Consider the following 14,646-nt stretch of genomic DNA (forward strand, 5'->3'; position numbering starts at 1 on the left):
GTGGTCCACGTCTCAGTGGAAGAAGTGGCGCTCTCCCGTGAAGAACATCGTGACGCCGGCCTTGCGGGCGGCCTCGATGACCTCGTCGTCGCGGACGGATCCGCCGGGCTGCACGATCGCCGAGACACCGGCGTCGAGCAGCACCTGGGGGCCGTCAGCGAAGGGGAAGAAAGCGTCGGATGCGGCCACGGAGCCTGCCGCACGGGCTCCGGCGCGCTCGACGGCGAGCTTGCACGAGTCGACGCGGTTCACCTGACCCATACCGACACCGACCGTGGCGTTGCCCTTGGCGAGAACGATCGCGTTCGACTTGACCGCGCGGCACGCCTTCCACGCGAAGATCAGGTTCTCCATCTCTTCGTCGTTCGGACGCTCGCCCGAGACGAGCTCCCAGTTCTTCGCGACCGAGACGATGTCATCGGGGAAGCGATCGGCATCCTGCAGCAGCAGACCACCGGAGACCAGGCGGATGTCCATGCGCTCCTGCTGCCAGTCCTTCGGCAGCTGCAGCAGACGCAGGTTCTTCTTCGCCTTGAAGACCTCGAGAGCGGCGGGCTCGAAGTCGGGGGCGACGATGACCTCGGTGAAGATGTCCTTCAGGTTCTCTGCCATCTTGAGCGTGACGGTGCCGTTCGCGGCGATGACTCCGCCGTACGCCGAGACCGGGTCGCACTCGTGCGCGCGCAGGTGCGCGCTCGCGATCGGGTCGAGGGCGTTGGGCGCGGTCGTCGCGATGCCGCACGGGTTCGCGTGCTTCACGATGGCGACGGCCGGCAGCACCATGTCGTAGGCGGCGCGCAGCGCAGCATCCGCATCGACGTAGTTGTTGTACGACATCTCCTTGCCCTGCAGCTGCGTCGCCTGGGCGATGCCGTGACCGCCGACGTGCGTGTAGATCGCCCCGCGCTGGTGCGAGTTCTCGCCGTAGCGCAGGGTCGCGAGGCGCTCGGCCTTGATCGTCAGGTGCTCGGGCAGGTCGCCGGTCTCGGCGAGGGTGCCCTCCGAGAACCAGGTCGCGACCGCCGTGTCGTACGCGGCCGTGTGTGCGAAGGCGCGAGCGGCGAGCTCACGGCGCTGCACGAGGTTCGTGCCGCCCGCGGCGACGGCCTCGATGATCGACGAGTATGACTCGGGAGAGACGACGATCGCGACGTTCGCGTGGTTCTTCGCCGAGGCGCGCACCATCGCCGGACCGCCGATGTCGATCTGCTCGACGATGTCACCCGCTGCGGCACCGGATGCCACGGTCTCGACGAACGGGTAGAGGTTGACGACGACGAGCTCGAACGGCGCGATGCCGAGATCGGCGAGCTGCTGCTCGTGGCTCTCCAGACGGAGGTCAGCGAGCAGGCCTGCGTGCACGCCCGGGTGCAGCGTCTTGACGCGGCCGTCGAGCATCTCGGCGACACCGGTCACGGCGGCGACATCGGTGACCTCGTAGCCGGCGTCGCGCACGGTCTGCGCGGTCGAGCCGGTCGAGACGATCTCGACGCCGGCAGCAGAAAGCGCCGCGGCGAGCTCCAGCAGCCCGCTCTTGTCGCTCACGGAGATGAGCGCGCGGCGGATCGGGACGACGTCACGGTCACGGTAGAGCGAGGGGTCGAGGCGAGGGCCAGCCATCATGGGCTCCTTTTCACGGGTGAGACAGAGGTCAAGCAGAGGGTTCAGAGGGGCGTGCGCCAGAGCCGAGCACGAGCTCGCCCGTGGCGATCGCACGCACGACGTCGATCAGCAGCCGGCGCTCGACCGGCTTGATGCGCTCGTGCAGGGTGTGCTCGGTGTCATCCGCGAGAACGTCCACACGCTCCTGCGCGAGGATCGGGCCGGTGTCGACCCCATCGTCCACCACGATGACGCTGGCGCCCGTCTGCGCAGCCCCCGCGGCCAGCGCGTCGCGCACGCCATGCGCACCGGGGAACTCGGGAAGATACGCCGGGTGAGTGTTGATGATGCGCGGCGCCCAGGCGGCGACGACCGCGGCCGGAAGCAGACGCATGAGTCCACTCAGCACAATGAGATCGGGCCGCCAGACACGAAGCTGCGCATCGAGTTCCGCACCCCATGCCTCACGACTCTCGTGAGCAGACCATGGGACGGTGAAAGAGGGGATCCCGAAGTCCTCCGCATGCGCGAGGCCTTCGGCTTCACGATCCGCTCCGACGACGACGATGCGAGCGGGGAACCCGGGGTCGCTGGCGGCCTCGAGCAGGGCACGAAGGTTCGAGCCAGTGCCCGAGATGAGAACGGCGACCGTGAGCACGGGATCAGTCTACCGGCGCGGCACACCCGCCCTGATCCGCATGACAGCACTCCTTGCGCCGCATGGACGTCAGAAGAAGCGCGGCTCGGATGCTCCGCTTCCGTCGCCTCGCGAGTCGTCGGAGACGGTGTCGATCGGTCCTGTCTCGGCATCTTCCGGCACGTACCGGTCGGCGTAGCTCTGCAGGCGCAGGTCTTCGTCCTCTGCCCAGGTGCGGCGAGCTTCCGCGAGCTCATCCCGGTGTCGCGGGGCGAGGAGGAGAATCGCCGCGCCGACGAACACCTCTGCCCCGAGGGCGAGCGCGAGCATCCAGGGATCAGGGCCCGTCTGCGCAAGGCGTCCGGGCCCGATCGAGCCCGATGCAAGAGCCGCCATCAGCGCTGCCACACCCCCGGTCACGATGGCCGTTCCCACGGCGATCACGAAGCGCGGCGCGAGCGCGATGTCACCCATGGACGACACGAGCCGGGAGCGGACGATCCACCCCGCGAACGCGCCGGCAGCCACGGGGATCAGCACCACGATCAGCATCCAGATGGACCCGCTCTCGGGCAGCAGCCCGAATGCGGGAAGTCCGGGGATCACACCGACGTTGGCACCGACCGGCGACACCGTCGAGCCGACGCCCACGACGAAGCCCGGACCGGCCATCCACGCGATCGCCCACACGATCATCGTCGGCAGGAACGCGAAGTTCAGAAGCGTCACCATGAGCGCACCCAGCGGGTCGACGCGCAGCGACTCGTACAGGGCGACGACCTCTCCCCCACGCAACAGCGTCGACAGCGCCAGAAGCAGCCCTCCGGCGCCGATGAGCGCGACGAAGACGATCGCGACACCGCGCACGACGTACTCGATCACGAGCCCCCACGGCTCGGCCGCATCCCATCGATCGTGCAGCCGGTCGATGAGGCCACCGTCGCCCTCTTGCCAGGCAGAGGTGATCGCGGCAGCGCCGGCACCGACGAGGTACACGAGCGGAGGCGCGACGACAGCCGTCAGCATCGACGTGGATGCTGCGGGAATATGACCGGATGCCGCGACGAGGGCGCTGACGGCGGCGAACGCGACTGTTCCGGCGACGACGCCGGTGAGCCAGGATCCCGCCCGCGCGGCCCGCCTGCCCGAGCGCGCCGCCGAGACGAGCGTGATCACGAGAAGGCTGAGCGGCGCCAGCGAGACGACGAATTCCGCCCCATCGGGCGCGATACCCGTCGCACGCACCATGTCACTGTCGAGCGCGACGTTGACTGCCGCGCCGTGGCCTGCCTGCCATACCGTCGCCGTGGCGGGCCACAGCGCGCCCCAGTCGGCGCCGATTCCGAACGCGAGGGTCCACAGCAACGTCAGCGGCGCAAGAACGGCGGCAAGACCGATCGCAGCGGTGACGGCGGCATCGAGAGCGGCGAGGAGCACGACGAGAAGGCGTTGCATATCTCATCGAGCCTACGTCGCCGCACCGACATCCGGCACTCGAACACACACGAGAATCGGCCCCGCGGGCAACACACGATAACGTTTCCCTGGAGGTTTCCCGAATGCCAACTGCCCCTGCCCACACCCAGACATCTGCCGAACCGCAGAGCGCGCTCGACAAGTTCTTCGAGATCACCAAGCGCGGCTCCACGATCGGCACCGAGATCCGCGGTGGTCTCGTGACGTTCGTCACGATGGCCTACATCGTCATCCTCAACCCGATCATCCTCACCGGCGCCGCTGACGTCGCCGGCACCACCCTGGACTTCGGCGCCGTCGGCGCCGCCACCGCCCTCACCGCCGGTGTCATGACGATCCTCTTCGGTCTCGTGACGCGCCTGCCCTTCGGCTTCGCCGCAGGCCTCGGCATCAACGCCTTCGTGGCGTTCTCGGTCGTCGGTCAGGTCACCTGGGCCGAAGCCATGGCCCTGGTCATGATCAACGGTGTCATCATCGTGCTGCTCGCCGCGACCGGCCTGCGCAAGGCGATCTTCGACGCCGTGCCCTTCGAGCTCAAGATCGCGATCACCGTCGGTATCGGTCTGTTCATCGCCTTCATCGGCTTCGTCAACTCCGGCTTCGTGACCGCCACCGGCGCGAACTCGCCGCCCGTCGGCCTCGGCGTGGGCGGCTCGGTCGCCACCATCCCGACGCTGCTGTTCATCGTGACGCTGATCCTCACGGGCGTCCTGGTGGCGCGCAAGGTCAAGGGCGGCCTGCTCATCGGTCTCGTCAGCGGCACCGTGCTCGCCGTGATCTTCGAGGCGATCCTCAAGCTCGGCCCGCAGTTCGGCGACGACGGCGCCTTCAACCCCGGCGGCTGGGGCCTCACGGTTCCCGCTCTCACCGGTTCGCCGATCAGCGTTCCCGATCTCAGCCTCATCGGGCAGGTCGACTTCTCCTTCGACCTCAGCAAGGTCAGCCTCGTCGCGCTGGTGATGATCGTCTTCACGCTCGTGTTCTCGAACTTCTTCGACGCCATGGGCACGATGACCGGCCTCGCCAAGGAGGCGGGCCTCGCCGACGAGAAGGGTGACTTCCCGCGCATCAAGTCCGCGCTCGTCGTCGAGGGCATCGGCGCCATCGCCGGTGGTGGCACGTCGTCGTCCTCAAGCACCGTGTTCATCGAGTCCGGCGCAGGCATCGGCGAAGGCGCACGCACGGGCCTCGCCAACGTCGTCACGGGTGTCATGTTCCTGCTCGCGATGTTCCTGACGCCGCTCACCTCGATCGTCCCGACCGAGATTGCCGCGGCGGCGCTCGTGATCGTCGGCGCGATGATGATGGCCCAGATCAAGTACATCGACCTGACCGACTTCGCGGTTCTTGTTCCGGTGTTCCTGACCGTCACAGTCATGCCGCTGACCTACTCGATCGCCAACGGCATCGGCGCCGGTTTCGTCAGCTGGGTGCTCGTGCAGTCACTGTCGGGCAAGGCCAAGAAGATCAGCCCGCTGCTGTGGGCCGTCGCCGTCGGCTTCGTGCTGTTCTTCGCACGCGGTCCGATCGAGGCGCTCTTCGGCGTCGCCTGATCAGACCAGTCGCAAGGAGGGGGTGTGGATGCTGCGGCATCCACACCCCCTCCTTGCTTTCACCCTCAGCGGGCGAGCGTGCCGCCGTCGACGGGGAGCGTGACGCCGGTGATGAACGCCGCTTCGTCGGACAGCAGGAACGCCACCGCGTTCGCGATCTCCTCAGGCTTTCCGAGGCGCTTCATCGGCACATCGTTGGCGTACCCCTGGCGCGCTTCCTCGGGCAGCGACGCGAGGGCGGCGGTCTCGATCGGACCGGGGGCGACGGCGTTGATGCGGATGCCGGAGGCGGCGTTCTCCGCCGCTGCCGAGGTCGTGAGCGATACGACGCCGTGCTTGGCTGCACCGTAGGGAGTGAGATGCGGAGTCGACTGAATGCCCGCGACCGAGGCGATGTTGACGATCGCTCCCTGCCCGACGCTGTTCATGTGCAGGAGCTCGGCACGCAGGCACTGGAAGGTACCGGTGAGAGTCACGTCGATCGTGCGTGCCCATTCGGCGTCGCTGAGCTGCTGCAAGGGCTTCGGCTGCGCCCCGATGCCGGCGTTGTTGACGGCATAGTCCAGCCGTCCGTACACGCGCAGGGTCTCCTCGATGAGGGCACGCACCTCGGCGTCGTCGGCCACGTTCGTTCGCACATAGTGAGCGGCGCCGCCCGACGCGCCGATGAGGGACACGGTCTCCGCCCCGGCGTCGTCGTTGACATCGGAGACAACGACCTGTGCACCTTCGGCCGCGAGACGCAACGCGATGGCGCGTCCGATTCCGGCGCCGGCGGCGGTGACCAGGGCAACGCGATTGGCAAACTTCATGGTCCTGCTTTCTGAACGGTGTGAGTCGACGGTCGCGGCCGACGTTACGCCGATTCTGCGCAGATTGCAGAGTTGACGATTCGCCTCAGGAGTGCTCTTGGGGTGCAGAACCACCGGTGCGGCGTCGCCGCCGCGGCATCCGCTCCCCTCTCGCTTTTGGCCTACTCGGCATAGCCCTCGGCGAACTCCGGTGTCGGATCGATCTCCTCGATGACGTCGATCAAGACGCCACCCGGACCTTCGATGATGAAGTGGCGCTGTCCGAAGTCCTCGTCTCGCAGCGGCAGCCGCTCGGGGAGCCCGAGTTCGGTGACAAGACGCGCATACTCTGCCGTCGCGTCGTCAACCTCCACGTTCAGCAGCAGGCCCTGGGCCGGCACCCGGAACCCTTCCGGGATCGTCGGGTGCGTATGGTCGAGGAAAGCGAGCTCTCCCCCGTCCGCACGCAGGCTCACGTACCAGTCGGAGTCGAACGTGAACTCGAAGCCCAGCACCTCCCGGAAGAACGCGGAGGCCACCGAGACGTCCTCGACCATCACGACCGGGTAGAACCCTGTCATCTTCATTGCACCACTCCTTACATACAGCGTGTTTGTATCTTAGAAGCTAGAATACATACACATTGCACGTAAAGGAAGAGCATGCCCAGAGCCAGCGCCGCAGACGCCGCCGCCACCGCGCGTCGCATTCTCGACATCGCCACCGCCCACTTCGCCGAGCACGGCTTCGCCGCCGCGTCCGTCGATGAGATCGCCACCGCCGCCGGCATCACCCGCGGAGCCGTGTACCACCACTACGCATCGAAGCCAGGACTCTTCACCGCCGTCGCCCGCGCCCAGCAGCAGGCGCTGGCCGAAGCGATCGAGACGGCCACGGACGGTGCCGCCGACAGCGCGGCACTGCGCATCGGCAGCCACGCCTATCTCGACGCGATCACCCAGGGTGCCGCTGCTCGGCTCCTCCTCATCGAGGGGCCGGCGGTCCTGAGCTGGGAGGAATGGCGCCGCCTCGACGCAGAAGGTCCTGTCGCACAGCTGCGCGATGGCCTCAGACTCGTCGGCCTCGCGGACGAGGCCATCGAGCCGATGGCGACGGCACTCTCCGGCGCCATGAACGAGCTCGCGCTGTGGCTCGCTCAGAGCACGGACGCCACGGCGGGCCGCCGTGCGCATGCGGCACTCGATCGGCTGCTGGACGCGCTGTAGCACCGCATCCACGCGGACGCACTGCAGCGAAGCATCCGCCCGGACAAAAGCGAAGACCCCGGGGTGGAGCCCGGGGTCTTCGTGTTCAGCTTAGCTCAGGTCAGAGCGACTCGACGATCGCGCGCATGAGAGCAGCGGTCTCGCTCGGGGTCTTGCCGACCTTGACACCGGCAGCCTCGAGGGCTTCCTTCTTGGCCTGCGCGGTACCTGCCGAGCCCGAGACGATGGCGCCGGCGTGGCCCATGGTCTTGCCCTCGGGAGCCGTGAAGCCGGCCACGTAGCCGACGACCGGCTTGGTGACGTGCGCCTTGATGTAGTCGGCCGCGCGCTCTTCCGCGTCGCCACCGATCTCACCGATCATGACGATGGCCTTGGTCTCGGGGTCAGCCTCGAACGCCGCGAGGGCGTCGATGTGCGTCGTGCCGATGACCGGGTCGCCGCCGATGCCGATGGCGGTCGAGAAGCCCAGGTCGCGCAGCTCGAACATCATCTGGTAGGTCAGCGTGCCCGACTTCGAGACGAGACCGATCGGGCCCTTGCCCGTGATGTTCGCCGGCGTGATGCCCACGAGTGCCTCACCCGGCGTGATGATGCCGGGGCAGTTCGGGCCGATGATGCGGGTCTTGTTGCCCTTGCTCTTCGCGTACGCCCATGCCTCAGCCGAGTCGCCGACGGGGACGCCCTCGGTGATGACGACGAGGAGCGGGATCTCGGCGTCGATGGCCTCGATCATGGCGTCCTTCGTGAAGGCACCTGGAACGAAGGCGATCGACACGTCGGCGCCGGTCTCCTTCATCGCCTCGGCGACCGAGCCGAAGACGGGGATCTCGACCTCGCCCTCGTGCGGCTTCTCGTGGGTGACGGTGGTGCCGGCCTTGCGCGCGTTGACACCACCGACGATGTTCGTGCCCGCCTTGAGCATGAGCGCGGTGTGCTTGGTGCCCTCGCCGCCGGTGATGCCCTGGACGATGACCTTGGAGTCCTTGTTGAGGTAGATCGACATTTCTCTGGTTCCTTGTCTCAGGCGATCAGGCGTTCGCGAGCTCGGCGGCCTTGTCGGCGCCCTCGTCCATGGTGGCGGCGAGGGTGACGAGGGGGTGGTTCGCCTCTGCGAGGATCGCGCGCCCCTCCTCGACCTGGTTGCCGTCGAGGCGGACGACCAGCGGCTTGGTGGCCGCGTCGCCGAGGATCTCGAGCGCCTTCACGATGCCGTCGGCGACGGCGACGCACGAGGTGATGCCACCGAACACGTTGACGAAGACGCTCTTGACCTGCTCGTCGCCGAGGATGACATCGAGACCAGCGGCCATGATCTGCGCGTTCGCGCCGCCGCCGATGTCGAGGAAGTTCGCGGGCTTGACCCCACCGTGGTTCTCACCGGCGTAGGCGACGACGTCGAGAGTCGACATGACGAGGCCTGCGCCGTTGCCGATGATGCCGACCTGGCCGTCGAGCTTGACGTAGTTCAGGCCGCTTGCCTTGGCCTTCGCCTCGAGCGGGTCAGCGGCTTCCTTGTCTTCCAGAGCCTCGTGCTCGGGGTGACGGATCTCGGAGGCGTTCTCATCGAGCGTGACCTTGCCGTCGAGCGCGATGATGGAGCCGTCTTCGGTGCGGACGAGCGGGTTGACCTCGACGAGCGTCGCGTCCTCACCCTTGTAGACCTCGTAGAGCTTCACGAAGACATCGGAGACCTTCTCGATGAGGTCCTCCGGGAAGTTCGCCGCGCGAGCGATCTCGACGGCCTTCTCCTTGTCGATACCCGTCAGAGGGTTGACCTCGATGCGGGCCAGAGCTTCGGGCTTCTCGACAGCGAGCTGCTCGATCTCCATGCCGCCCTCGACAGAGCAGAGCGAGAGGTAGGAACGGTTGGCACGGTCGAGCAGCACCGAGAAGTAGAACTCCTCAGCGATCGCTGCGCCCTGTGCGACCATGACGCGCTTGACGATGTGGCCCTTGATGTCGAGTCCGAGGATCGCCTTCGCTGCCTCGTACGCCTCTTCAGGAGTCTTCGCGACCTTGACACCACCGGCCTTGCCGCGGCCTCCGGTCTTGACCTGGGCCTTCACGACCACCACACCGCCGATCTTCTCGGCGGCCGCCTTCACCTCCTCCGGAGTATCAGCGACGATGCCGGCAAGGACCGGCACTCCGTACGATTCGAAAAGGTCTCGTGCCTGGTACTCGTAGAGATCCACAGTGCAGTCCTTCGCTGGTTGCGGCGGGTGGGACGCGACAAAAAAATCTGTCGGTTGTCGATAAGATTCGACCCGATCCACCAGCTTACTACCGGAAACGGAGACCCCTTTCCGGAGCCGCCTTTCGCGCAGTGACCAAGAGGTACACATCCCGCGGGGTCACACACGCCACGCCCGAGCGCCAGGGGGAATAGGCTCAACTCCCATGAGCGAGATGGCTGAAGCATCCGCCGCGCGCACCAAAGTCGTCGCCGCGGCACTCGACCTGTTTGCCGAGCGGGGGTTCGATGCGACATCCGTCGAGCAGATCGCCCAGGCGGCCGGCATCTCCCGCTCGACCTTCTTCCGGCAGTTCGGCGGAAAGGACGATGTCGTCTTCGCCGATCATGAGGTCATGCTGGCGTCGCTGCGCGAGTACCTCGATCGCACGCATGAGAACCCCTGGGCCGCGGTGTGCGAAGCATCCGTCCTCGTCTTCCGCCGTTTCGCCGCGGATCCCGAGCTCTCCCGACGCCGCTACCAGGTAGTGCGCGAGGTCCCGACGCTGCGTGACCGCGAGATCGTCACCGTGTTCCGCTACGAGCGCCTCTTCGACGAGTACCTGCGACGGTCACTGCCGGGACTCGATCCGCTGGATGCCGTGAGCTTCGCGGCCGTCGTGACTGCCGCGCACAACCACGTGCTGCGGCGACTGCTGCGTGGCGCACGCACGCCTTCCACGGTGCTGCGCCGCGCACTCGATGACGCGATGCGACGGTTCGGCGTGCATCCGGATGCGACGCCGGAGCCGCGTGCGGATGATGTCGTCGTCGCGGTCTTCCCGCGCTCGATGCCGCTCGCGGAAGTGACCCGCCGCGTGCAGACCCAGATCACCGAAGGCATCTGACCGCACGCACGCGGATCAGCGACCTCTCAGCAGCCGCAGGTTCCTGAGGGTGTCTTCGTCATGAAGCAGACGTCGCAGACTCCGTAGTCACGCTCGATCGGCTTGGGCGCCGTGACGCGCTCGGTCGCGGCGGCGCGTGGCGTCGCCGCGGAGGTGCGGGATGCGGCACTGCGCGGTGCGCGCTGCGGCACCACGGGCGCGAACGTGGACGGGTGGTCGACATAGAAGTACGGTGCGCGACCTTCGCTGGGTCGCATCGGCAGCCGCGTGCCGCCGTAGACGATGACGTCACTCTCGGCGAAGCCGTTCGTGTAGGTCTTGCCAATGTGCAGGGCTGCGCCCTCCCCTCGTCGGATCGCCTCGATGTAGCGACCGCGGTCGATGTAGCTCGAAATGCCCACGGCGTCCGCGATCGCGGTGATGAAGTCGTGGTTGACGGGATCGATCCGGTGCGCGCGCAGCGCCTCCGGGAGGTTGCGATACGGACGGGAAGTGCCAGCGGGGGTGGGCCCCTGTAGTTCATTCATCACCTACCAGGATCGCACGGGCGGAGCGGGTGCGAGCACCGCCCTGTGCCAGAATGTCGGCATGGTGCGCGCGACGATCATCGGCAGTGGACCGAATGGCCTCACCGCCGCCGTCTCCCTCGCCCGCGCCGGCTATGAGGTTCGTGTGCTCGAAGCCGCGGAGACCATCGGAGGTGGAGTCCGCACCGAGGAATCCACGCTTCCCGGATTCCGGCACGACGTCTGCTCTGCGGTGCATCCCGCAACCGTCGCCTCCCCGTTCTTCCGCGCCTTCGGCATCCAGAAGCGGGTCGACTGGATCACCCCCGAGGTCTCATACGCCCACCCCCTCGACGGCGGACGCGCGGCGCTCGCCTGGCGCGACGTCGAGCGCACGGCCGAGGGACTCGGAGCGGATGCTCGCGCCTGGCGCGCACTCGCACGTCCGCTGAGTCGCCAGATCGACAACGTCGTGGAGTTCACCGGCGACGCGCTGCTGCGCGTGCCACGGCATCCGGTGACGACGGCGCGTTTCGGTCTGCGGATGCTGGAGCAGGGCACCGCGCTCGCCCGACGCGGATGGCACACGCCCGAGGCATCCGCTCTCCTGGCCGGCGTTCTCGCCCATGCCAACACACAGCTGCCCTCGCTCAGCGCGGCCGCGGCCGGGCTGCTGCTCGTCGCCCACGGGCACGCGGGCGGCTGGGTGTTCCCCCGCGGCGGGGCCCAGACCATCGCGACCGCCCTCGTCGACGACCTCACCGCGCACGGCGGTGTGGTCGAGACCGGCGCACGTGTGGATGACCTGCGCCGCGTGGACTGGGGCAACCCCACCCGCGGTGACCTGCTGCTCCTGAACTCCTCCCCGCGGCTCGCGCTGACGCATCCCGACATCCCCTCGCGCTATGCGAGGGCGATCACCCGGTACCGTTACGGTCCCGCAGCGGCGAAGGTCGACTTCGCCCTCGACGGCCCCGTGCCCTGGACGAACCCCGATTTGGCCTTGGCGCCGACAGTGCATCTCGGTGGCACACGAGAGGAGATCTGGGCGAGCGAGAACGCCGTCGCGTCAGGCCGCGTGAGCGACAGACCCTACGTGCTGCTGATGCAGCCATCCGTGCTGGACGATACCCGTGCGCCCGCCGGCAAAGCCGTGCTGTGGGCCTACATCCACGTGCCCGCGCACTCCGACGTGGACGCCACGGAGCTCATCATCCGTCAGGTCGAGCGTTTCGCGCCCGGCTTCCGCGACCGCATCCTCGCGACGCACTCGGTGCGCGCGAGCGAACGAGAAGCGATCAATGCCTCAGAGATCGGCGGCGACGTTCTGGGCGGGGCGTTCACGCTGCTGCAGGCGGTACGTCGGCCCGTGATCTCTCCGACCCCCTGGCGCACGCCGATGCACGGCGTCTATCTCGCCTCGGCCGCGACCGCCCCCGGGCCCGCGGTGAACGGGATGCCCGGATGGCACGCCGCCCGAACGGCTCTCGCCGACGCCGGCCGACCGTCCGACCTCGCCGACCTGTTCGGCTGACGCCTCTTCCTCAGATTCGAGTGGTCAGTTTCGGCGACTTTCGGGCCGAAAGGTTGCCGAAACTGACCACTCGAAGGGGATGTGGCGCGGGCGAACGAGGGGCAGGATGGGCGTATGCGCTACGAGATCCCCGCGCCGATGCTCGCGAAGGCCGCCGCGACCGTGCCCACCGCCACCGCGAAGACCGGGCCGCTGCTGTACGAACCGAAATGGGACGGCTTCCGCGGGCTGATCGCCTGGGATGGCGAAACTCTCGAGATCGGTTCGCGCGGTGCGAAGCCGCTCACCCGCTACTTCCCCGAACTCGTCGATGCACTCTCGGTGACCCTCCCCGGCCCGTGTCTGCTCGATGGCGAGATCGTCGTCGCGACCGGTGCCCCCGGTGCGCAGCGCCTGGACTGGGAAGCGCTCAGTCAGCGCATCCACCCCGCGGCCTCCCGCGTCGCGAAGCTCTCCGTCGAGACGCCCGCGATGTTCATCGCCTTCGACCTGCTCGCCGCAGGTGACGCGGATCTGCAGCAGAAGCCGTTCGCAGAGCGCAGGGAACGCCTCGAAGCGCTGCTGGCCGGCGCGCCGCATCCGCTTCACCTCACCCGCACGACCGACGACCCTGATCTTGCCCGTCGCTGGCTCGACGAGTTCGAGGGCGCCGGCCTCGACGGCGTCGTCGCGAAGCCGCTCGATGACGCCTACGCCCCCGGCAAACGCACCCTCATCAAGATCAAGCACGCGCGCACGGCCGATGTGGTCGCCCTCGGCTATCGCGTCCACAAATCAGGCAGCGGCGTCGGCTCCCTCCTCGTGGGTCTCTATGACGACGGCGTGCTCCGTCAGGTCGGCGGCGTCGCCGCCTGGAGCGATGCGATGCGCCAGCAGCTGGTCGAAGACCTCGCGCCGCTCGTCGAACGCGACGCCGATGGCGACATCGTCACAGGCGAGGGCGAACGCTCACGCTTCACGGGCAGCAAGGACGTCTCGTTCGTTCGACTGCGCCCCGAGCGCGTGCTCGAGGTGCGCTACGACCAGCTCGAAGGTTCGCGCTTCCGCCACACCGTGCAGTTCGCCCGCTGGCGCCCTGACCGTGACGCGAGCTCCTGCACCTACGACCAGCTCGACACCGTCGACGGATACGATCTCGCCCGCGTGCTGCACTAATCCTCGATGCGGTTGCCCTCCGCGTCCCAGTTCGCAGCGACGCGTTTGCTCGGCTGCACGCGCGGCGGCTCCCCTGGCATCTTCGGAAACTCGGGCGGGAACGGCAGCTCCCCGAGACCGTCGGCCACGTCGCGCTCCCACCACTCCAGCAGAGTGTCGATGCGTCCCGGATGCTGCGCGAAGTCGGCCCAGGGATCGCCGACGTCTGCCAGCCTGTCCGGGATCGTCCGCACCGTGAAACGCTGCGGGTCGAGATCGTCGAGCTCGTCCCAGTGCACAGGCGTGGACACCGTGGCGCTCGGCAACGCACGCGGACTGTAGGCGCCCGCCATCGTGCGGTCACGGTTGGCCTGATTGAAGTCGACGAAGATCCGCTCGCCGCGCTCTTCCTTCCACCAGTTCGTCGTCACCTGCGTGGGCATCCGCCGCTCCAGCTCGCGTCCGGCCGCGATCACCGCATGCCGCACGACGAGAAACTCCCACTCGGGCACGATCGGACAGAACACGTGCAGCCCCCGGTTGCCGCTCGTCTTGATGAAGGGCTCGAGCCCCGCCTCGCGCAGGACCGCACGCAGCTCATGAGCGGCGGCGATCGCCTCAGGGATCCCCGTGCCGGACTGTGGGTCGAGGTCGATGCGCAGCTCGACCGGGTTATCGGTGGCGCCTGAAAGCGACGCCCACGGGTGGAAGACCACCGTGTTCATCTGCACGGCCCACACGATCGCGGCGGCTTCGGTGAGCACGATCTGCGGATGCCTGCGGCCGGAGTTGTATGTCACCGTCACGCTCTCGACGAAGTCGGGCGTGCCCTTGGGTGGGTTCTTCGAGAAGAAGCTCTCACCGCCGATCCCGTCGCGGAAGCGCTCCAGCGAGACCGGACGGTCGCCGTTCGCAGCGAGAAACGGCGTCGCCACGGTCTGCACGTATGCGGCCAGTTCGGCCTTCGTGATGGGCCCGCCCGCGGCATCCGGCCACACCGCCCGATTCGGACTCGACAGATCGACGCGACGGTCGCCGTCGGGCCCGGGAATGGTCAGCGTCGTCCGCTCAGATGCCATGAGCCCAAACTACGGCGCGCCATCGAC

General features: G+C 67.8%; 14 protein-coding genes. 5 read left to right on the plus strand and 9 right to left on the minus strand.

The features are described 5' to 3' along the window. Nucleotides 1–12: 12 nt before the first annotated feature. From purH to JOD62_RS03505, 3 genes are all read right to left on the minus strand, one after another. Nucleotides 13–1,620, minus strand: coding sequence for a bifunctional phosphoribosylaminoimidazolecarboxamide formyltransferase/IMP cyclohydrolase (purH, locus tag JOD62_RS03495; protein ID WP_204937931.1), 1,608 nt, complete (start codon nucleotides 1,618–1,620; stop codon nucleotides 13–15). Between the two features lie 31 nt (nucleotides 1,621–1,651). Beyond that, complete coding sequence (gene purN, locus JOD62_RS03500; protein ID WP_204937932.1) at nucleotides 1,652–2,260, minus strand: phosphoribosylglycinamide formyltransferase; 609 nt, start codon at nucleotides 2,258–2,260, stop codon at nucleotides 1,652–1,654. Between the two features lie 69 nt (nucleotides 2,261–2,329). Next, complete coding sequence (locus JOD62_RS03505) at nucleotides 2,330–3,694, minus strand: cell division protein PerM (RefSeq protein WP_204937933.1); 1,365 nt, start codon at nucleotides 3,692–3,694, stop codon at nucleotides 2,330–2,332. Nucleotides 3,695–3,798: 104 nt separating this feature from the next. Between JOD62_RS03505 and JOD62_RS03510 the strand changes: the two genes are divergently transcribed. Then, nucleotides 3,799–5,268: an NCS2 family permease gene (locus JOD62_RS03510; protein WP_204937934.1), complete on the plus strand. Its 1,470-nt coding sequence runs from the start codon at nucleotides 3,799–3,801 to the stop codon at nucleotides 5,266–5,268. A 65-nt stretch (nucleotides 5,269–5,333) separates the two neighbouring features. On the opposite strand, the gene JOD62_RS03515 is transcribed toward JOD62_RS03510, so the two are convergent. Both JOD62_RS03515 and JOD62_RS03520 read right to left on the minus strand, forming a co-directional pair. Then, complete coding sequence (locus JOD62_RS03515; RefSeq protein ID WP_204937935.1) at nucleotides 5,334–6,080, minus strand: SDR family NAD(P)-dependent oxidoreductase; 747 nt, start codon at nucleotides 6,078–6,080, stop codon at nucleotides 5,334–5,336. A 161-nt stretch (nucleotides 6,081–6,241) separates the two neighbouring features. Further along, the gene (locus JOD62_RS03520; RefSeq protein WP_204937936.1) at nucleotides 6,242–6,646 is read right to left on the minus strand and encodes a VOC family protein; all 405 of its coding nucleotides are present in this window, start codon (nucleotides 6,644–6,646) and stop codon (nucleotides 6,242–6,244) included. A gap of 75 nt (nucleotides 6,647–6,721) precedes the next feature. Between JOD62_RS03520 and JOD62_RS03525 the strand changes: the two genes are divergently transcribed. Continuing rightward, nucleotides 6,722–7,285: a TetR/AcrR family transcriptional regulator gene (locus JOD62_RS03525; protein WP_204937937.1), complete on the plus strand. Its 564-nt coding sequence runs from the start codon at nucleotides 6,722–6,724 to the stop codon at nucleotides 7,283–7,285. A gap of 100 nt (nucleotides 7,286–7,385) precedes the next feature. On the opposite strand, the gene sucD is transcribed toward JOD62_RS03525, so the two are convergent. Both sucD and sucC read right to left on the minus strand, forming a co-directional pair. Next, entirely contained in the window at nucleotides 7,386–8,288 is a 903-nt protein-coding gene (gene sucD, locus JOD62_RS03530; protein ID WP_204937938.1) for a succinate--CoA ligase subunit alpha, read from the minus strand. 25 nt (nucleotides 8,289–8,313) lie between these two features. Continuing rightward, complete coding sequence (gene sucC, locus JOD62_RS03535; RefSeq protein ID WP_204937939.1) at nucleotides 8,314–9,480, minus strand: ADP-forming succinate--CoA ligase subunit beta; 1,167 nt, start codon at nucleotides 9,478–9,480, stop codon at nucleotides 8,314–8,316. Nucleotides 9,481–9,694: 214 nt separating this feature from the next. On the opposite strand from sucC, the gene JOD62_RS03540 reads away from it, so the two are divergent. Beyond that, complete coding sequence (locus JOD62_RS03540; protein WP_204940045.1) at nucleotides 9,695–10,366, plus strand: TetR family transcriptional regulator; 672 nt, start codon at nucleotides 9,695–9,697, stop codon at nucleotides 10,364–10,366. A gap of 26 nt (nucleotides 10,367–10,392) precedes the next feature. Here JOD62_RS03540 and JOD62_RS03545 read toward each other — a convergent pair whose 3' ends face one another. Then, nucleotides 10,393–10,893 (minus strand): hypothetical protein, encoded by a 501-nt coding sequence (locus tag JOD62_RS03545; protein ID WP_204937940.1) that lies wholly within the window; start codon nucleotides 10,891–10,893, stop codon nucleotides 10,393–10,395. Between the two features lie 61 nt (nucleotides 10,894–10,954). On the opposite strand from JOD62_RS03545, the gene JOD62_RS03550 reads away from it, so the two are divergent. Both JOD62_RS03550 and JOD62_RS03555 read left to right on the plus strand, forming a co-directional pair. Next, complete coding sequence (locus tag JOD62_RS03550) at nucleotides 10,955–12,406, plus strand: phytoene desaturase family protein (protein ID WP_204937941.1); 1,452 nt, start codon at nucleotides 10,955–10,957, stop codon at nucleotides 12,404–12,406. 114 nt (nucleotides 12,407–12,520) lie between these two features. Beyond that, nucleotides 12,521–13,561 carry an ATP-dependent DNA ligase gene (locus JOD62_RS03555; RefSeq protein WP_204937942.1) on the plus strand — a complete coding sequence of 347 codons (1,041 nt, stop codon included), beginning with the start codon at nucleotides 12,521–12,523 and terminating at the stop codon, nucleotides 13,559–13,561. Here the strand turns inward: JOD62_RS03555 and ligD are convergent. Continuing rightward, nucleotides 13,558–14,619, minus strand: a complete 1,062-nt coding sequence (ligD, locus tag JOD62_RS03560) for a non-homologous end-joining DNA ligase (RefSeq protein WP_204937943.1) — start codon at nucleotides 14,617–14,619, stop codon at nucleotides 13,558–13,560. The two genes, JOD62_RS03555 and ligD, sit on opposite strands and share 4 nt — an antisense overlap. Nucleotides 14,620–14,646 lie beyond the last annotated feature (27 nt).

It is taken from the genome of Microbacterium keratanolyticum, from assembly GCF_016907255.1.
GTDB classification, from domain to species: domain Bacteria; phylum Actinomycetota; class Actinomycetes; order Actinomycetales; family Microbacteriaceae; genus Microbacterium; species Microbacterium keratanolyticum.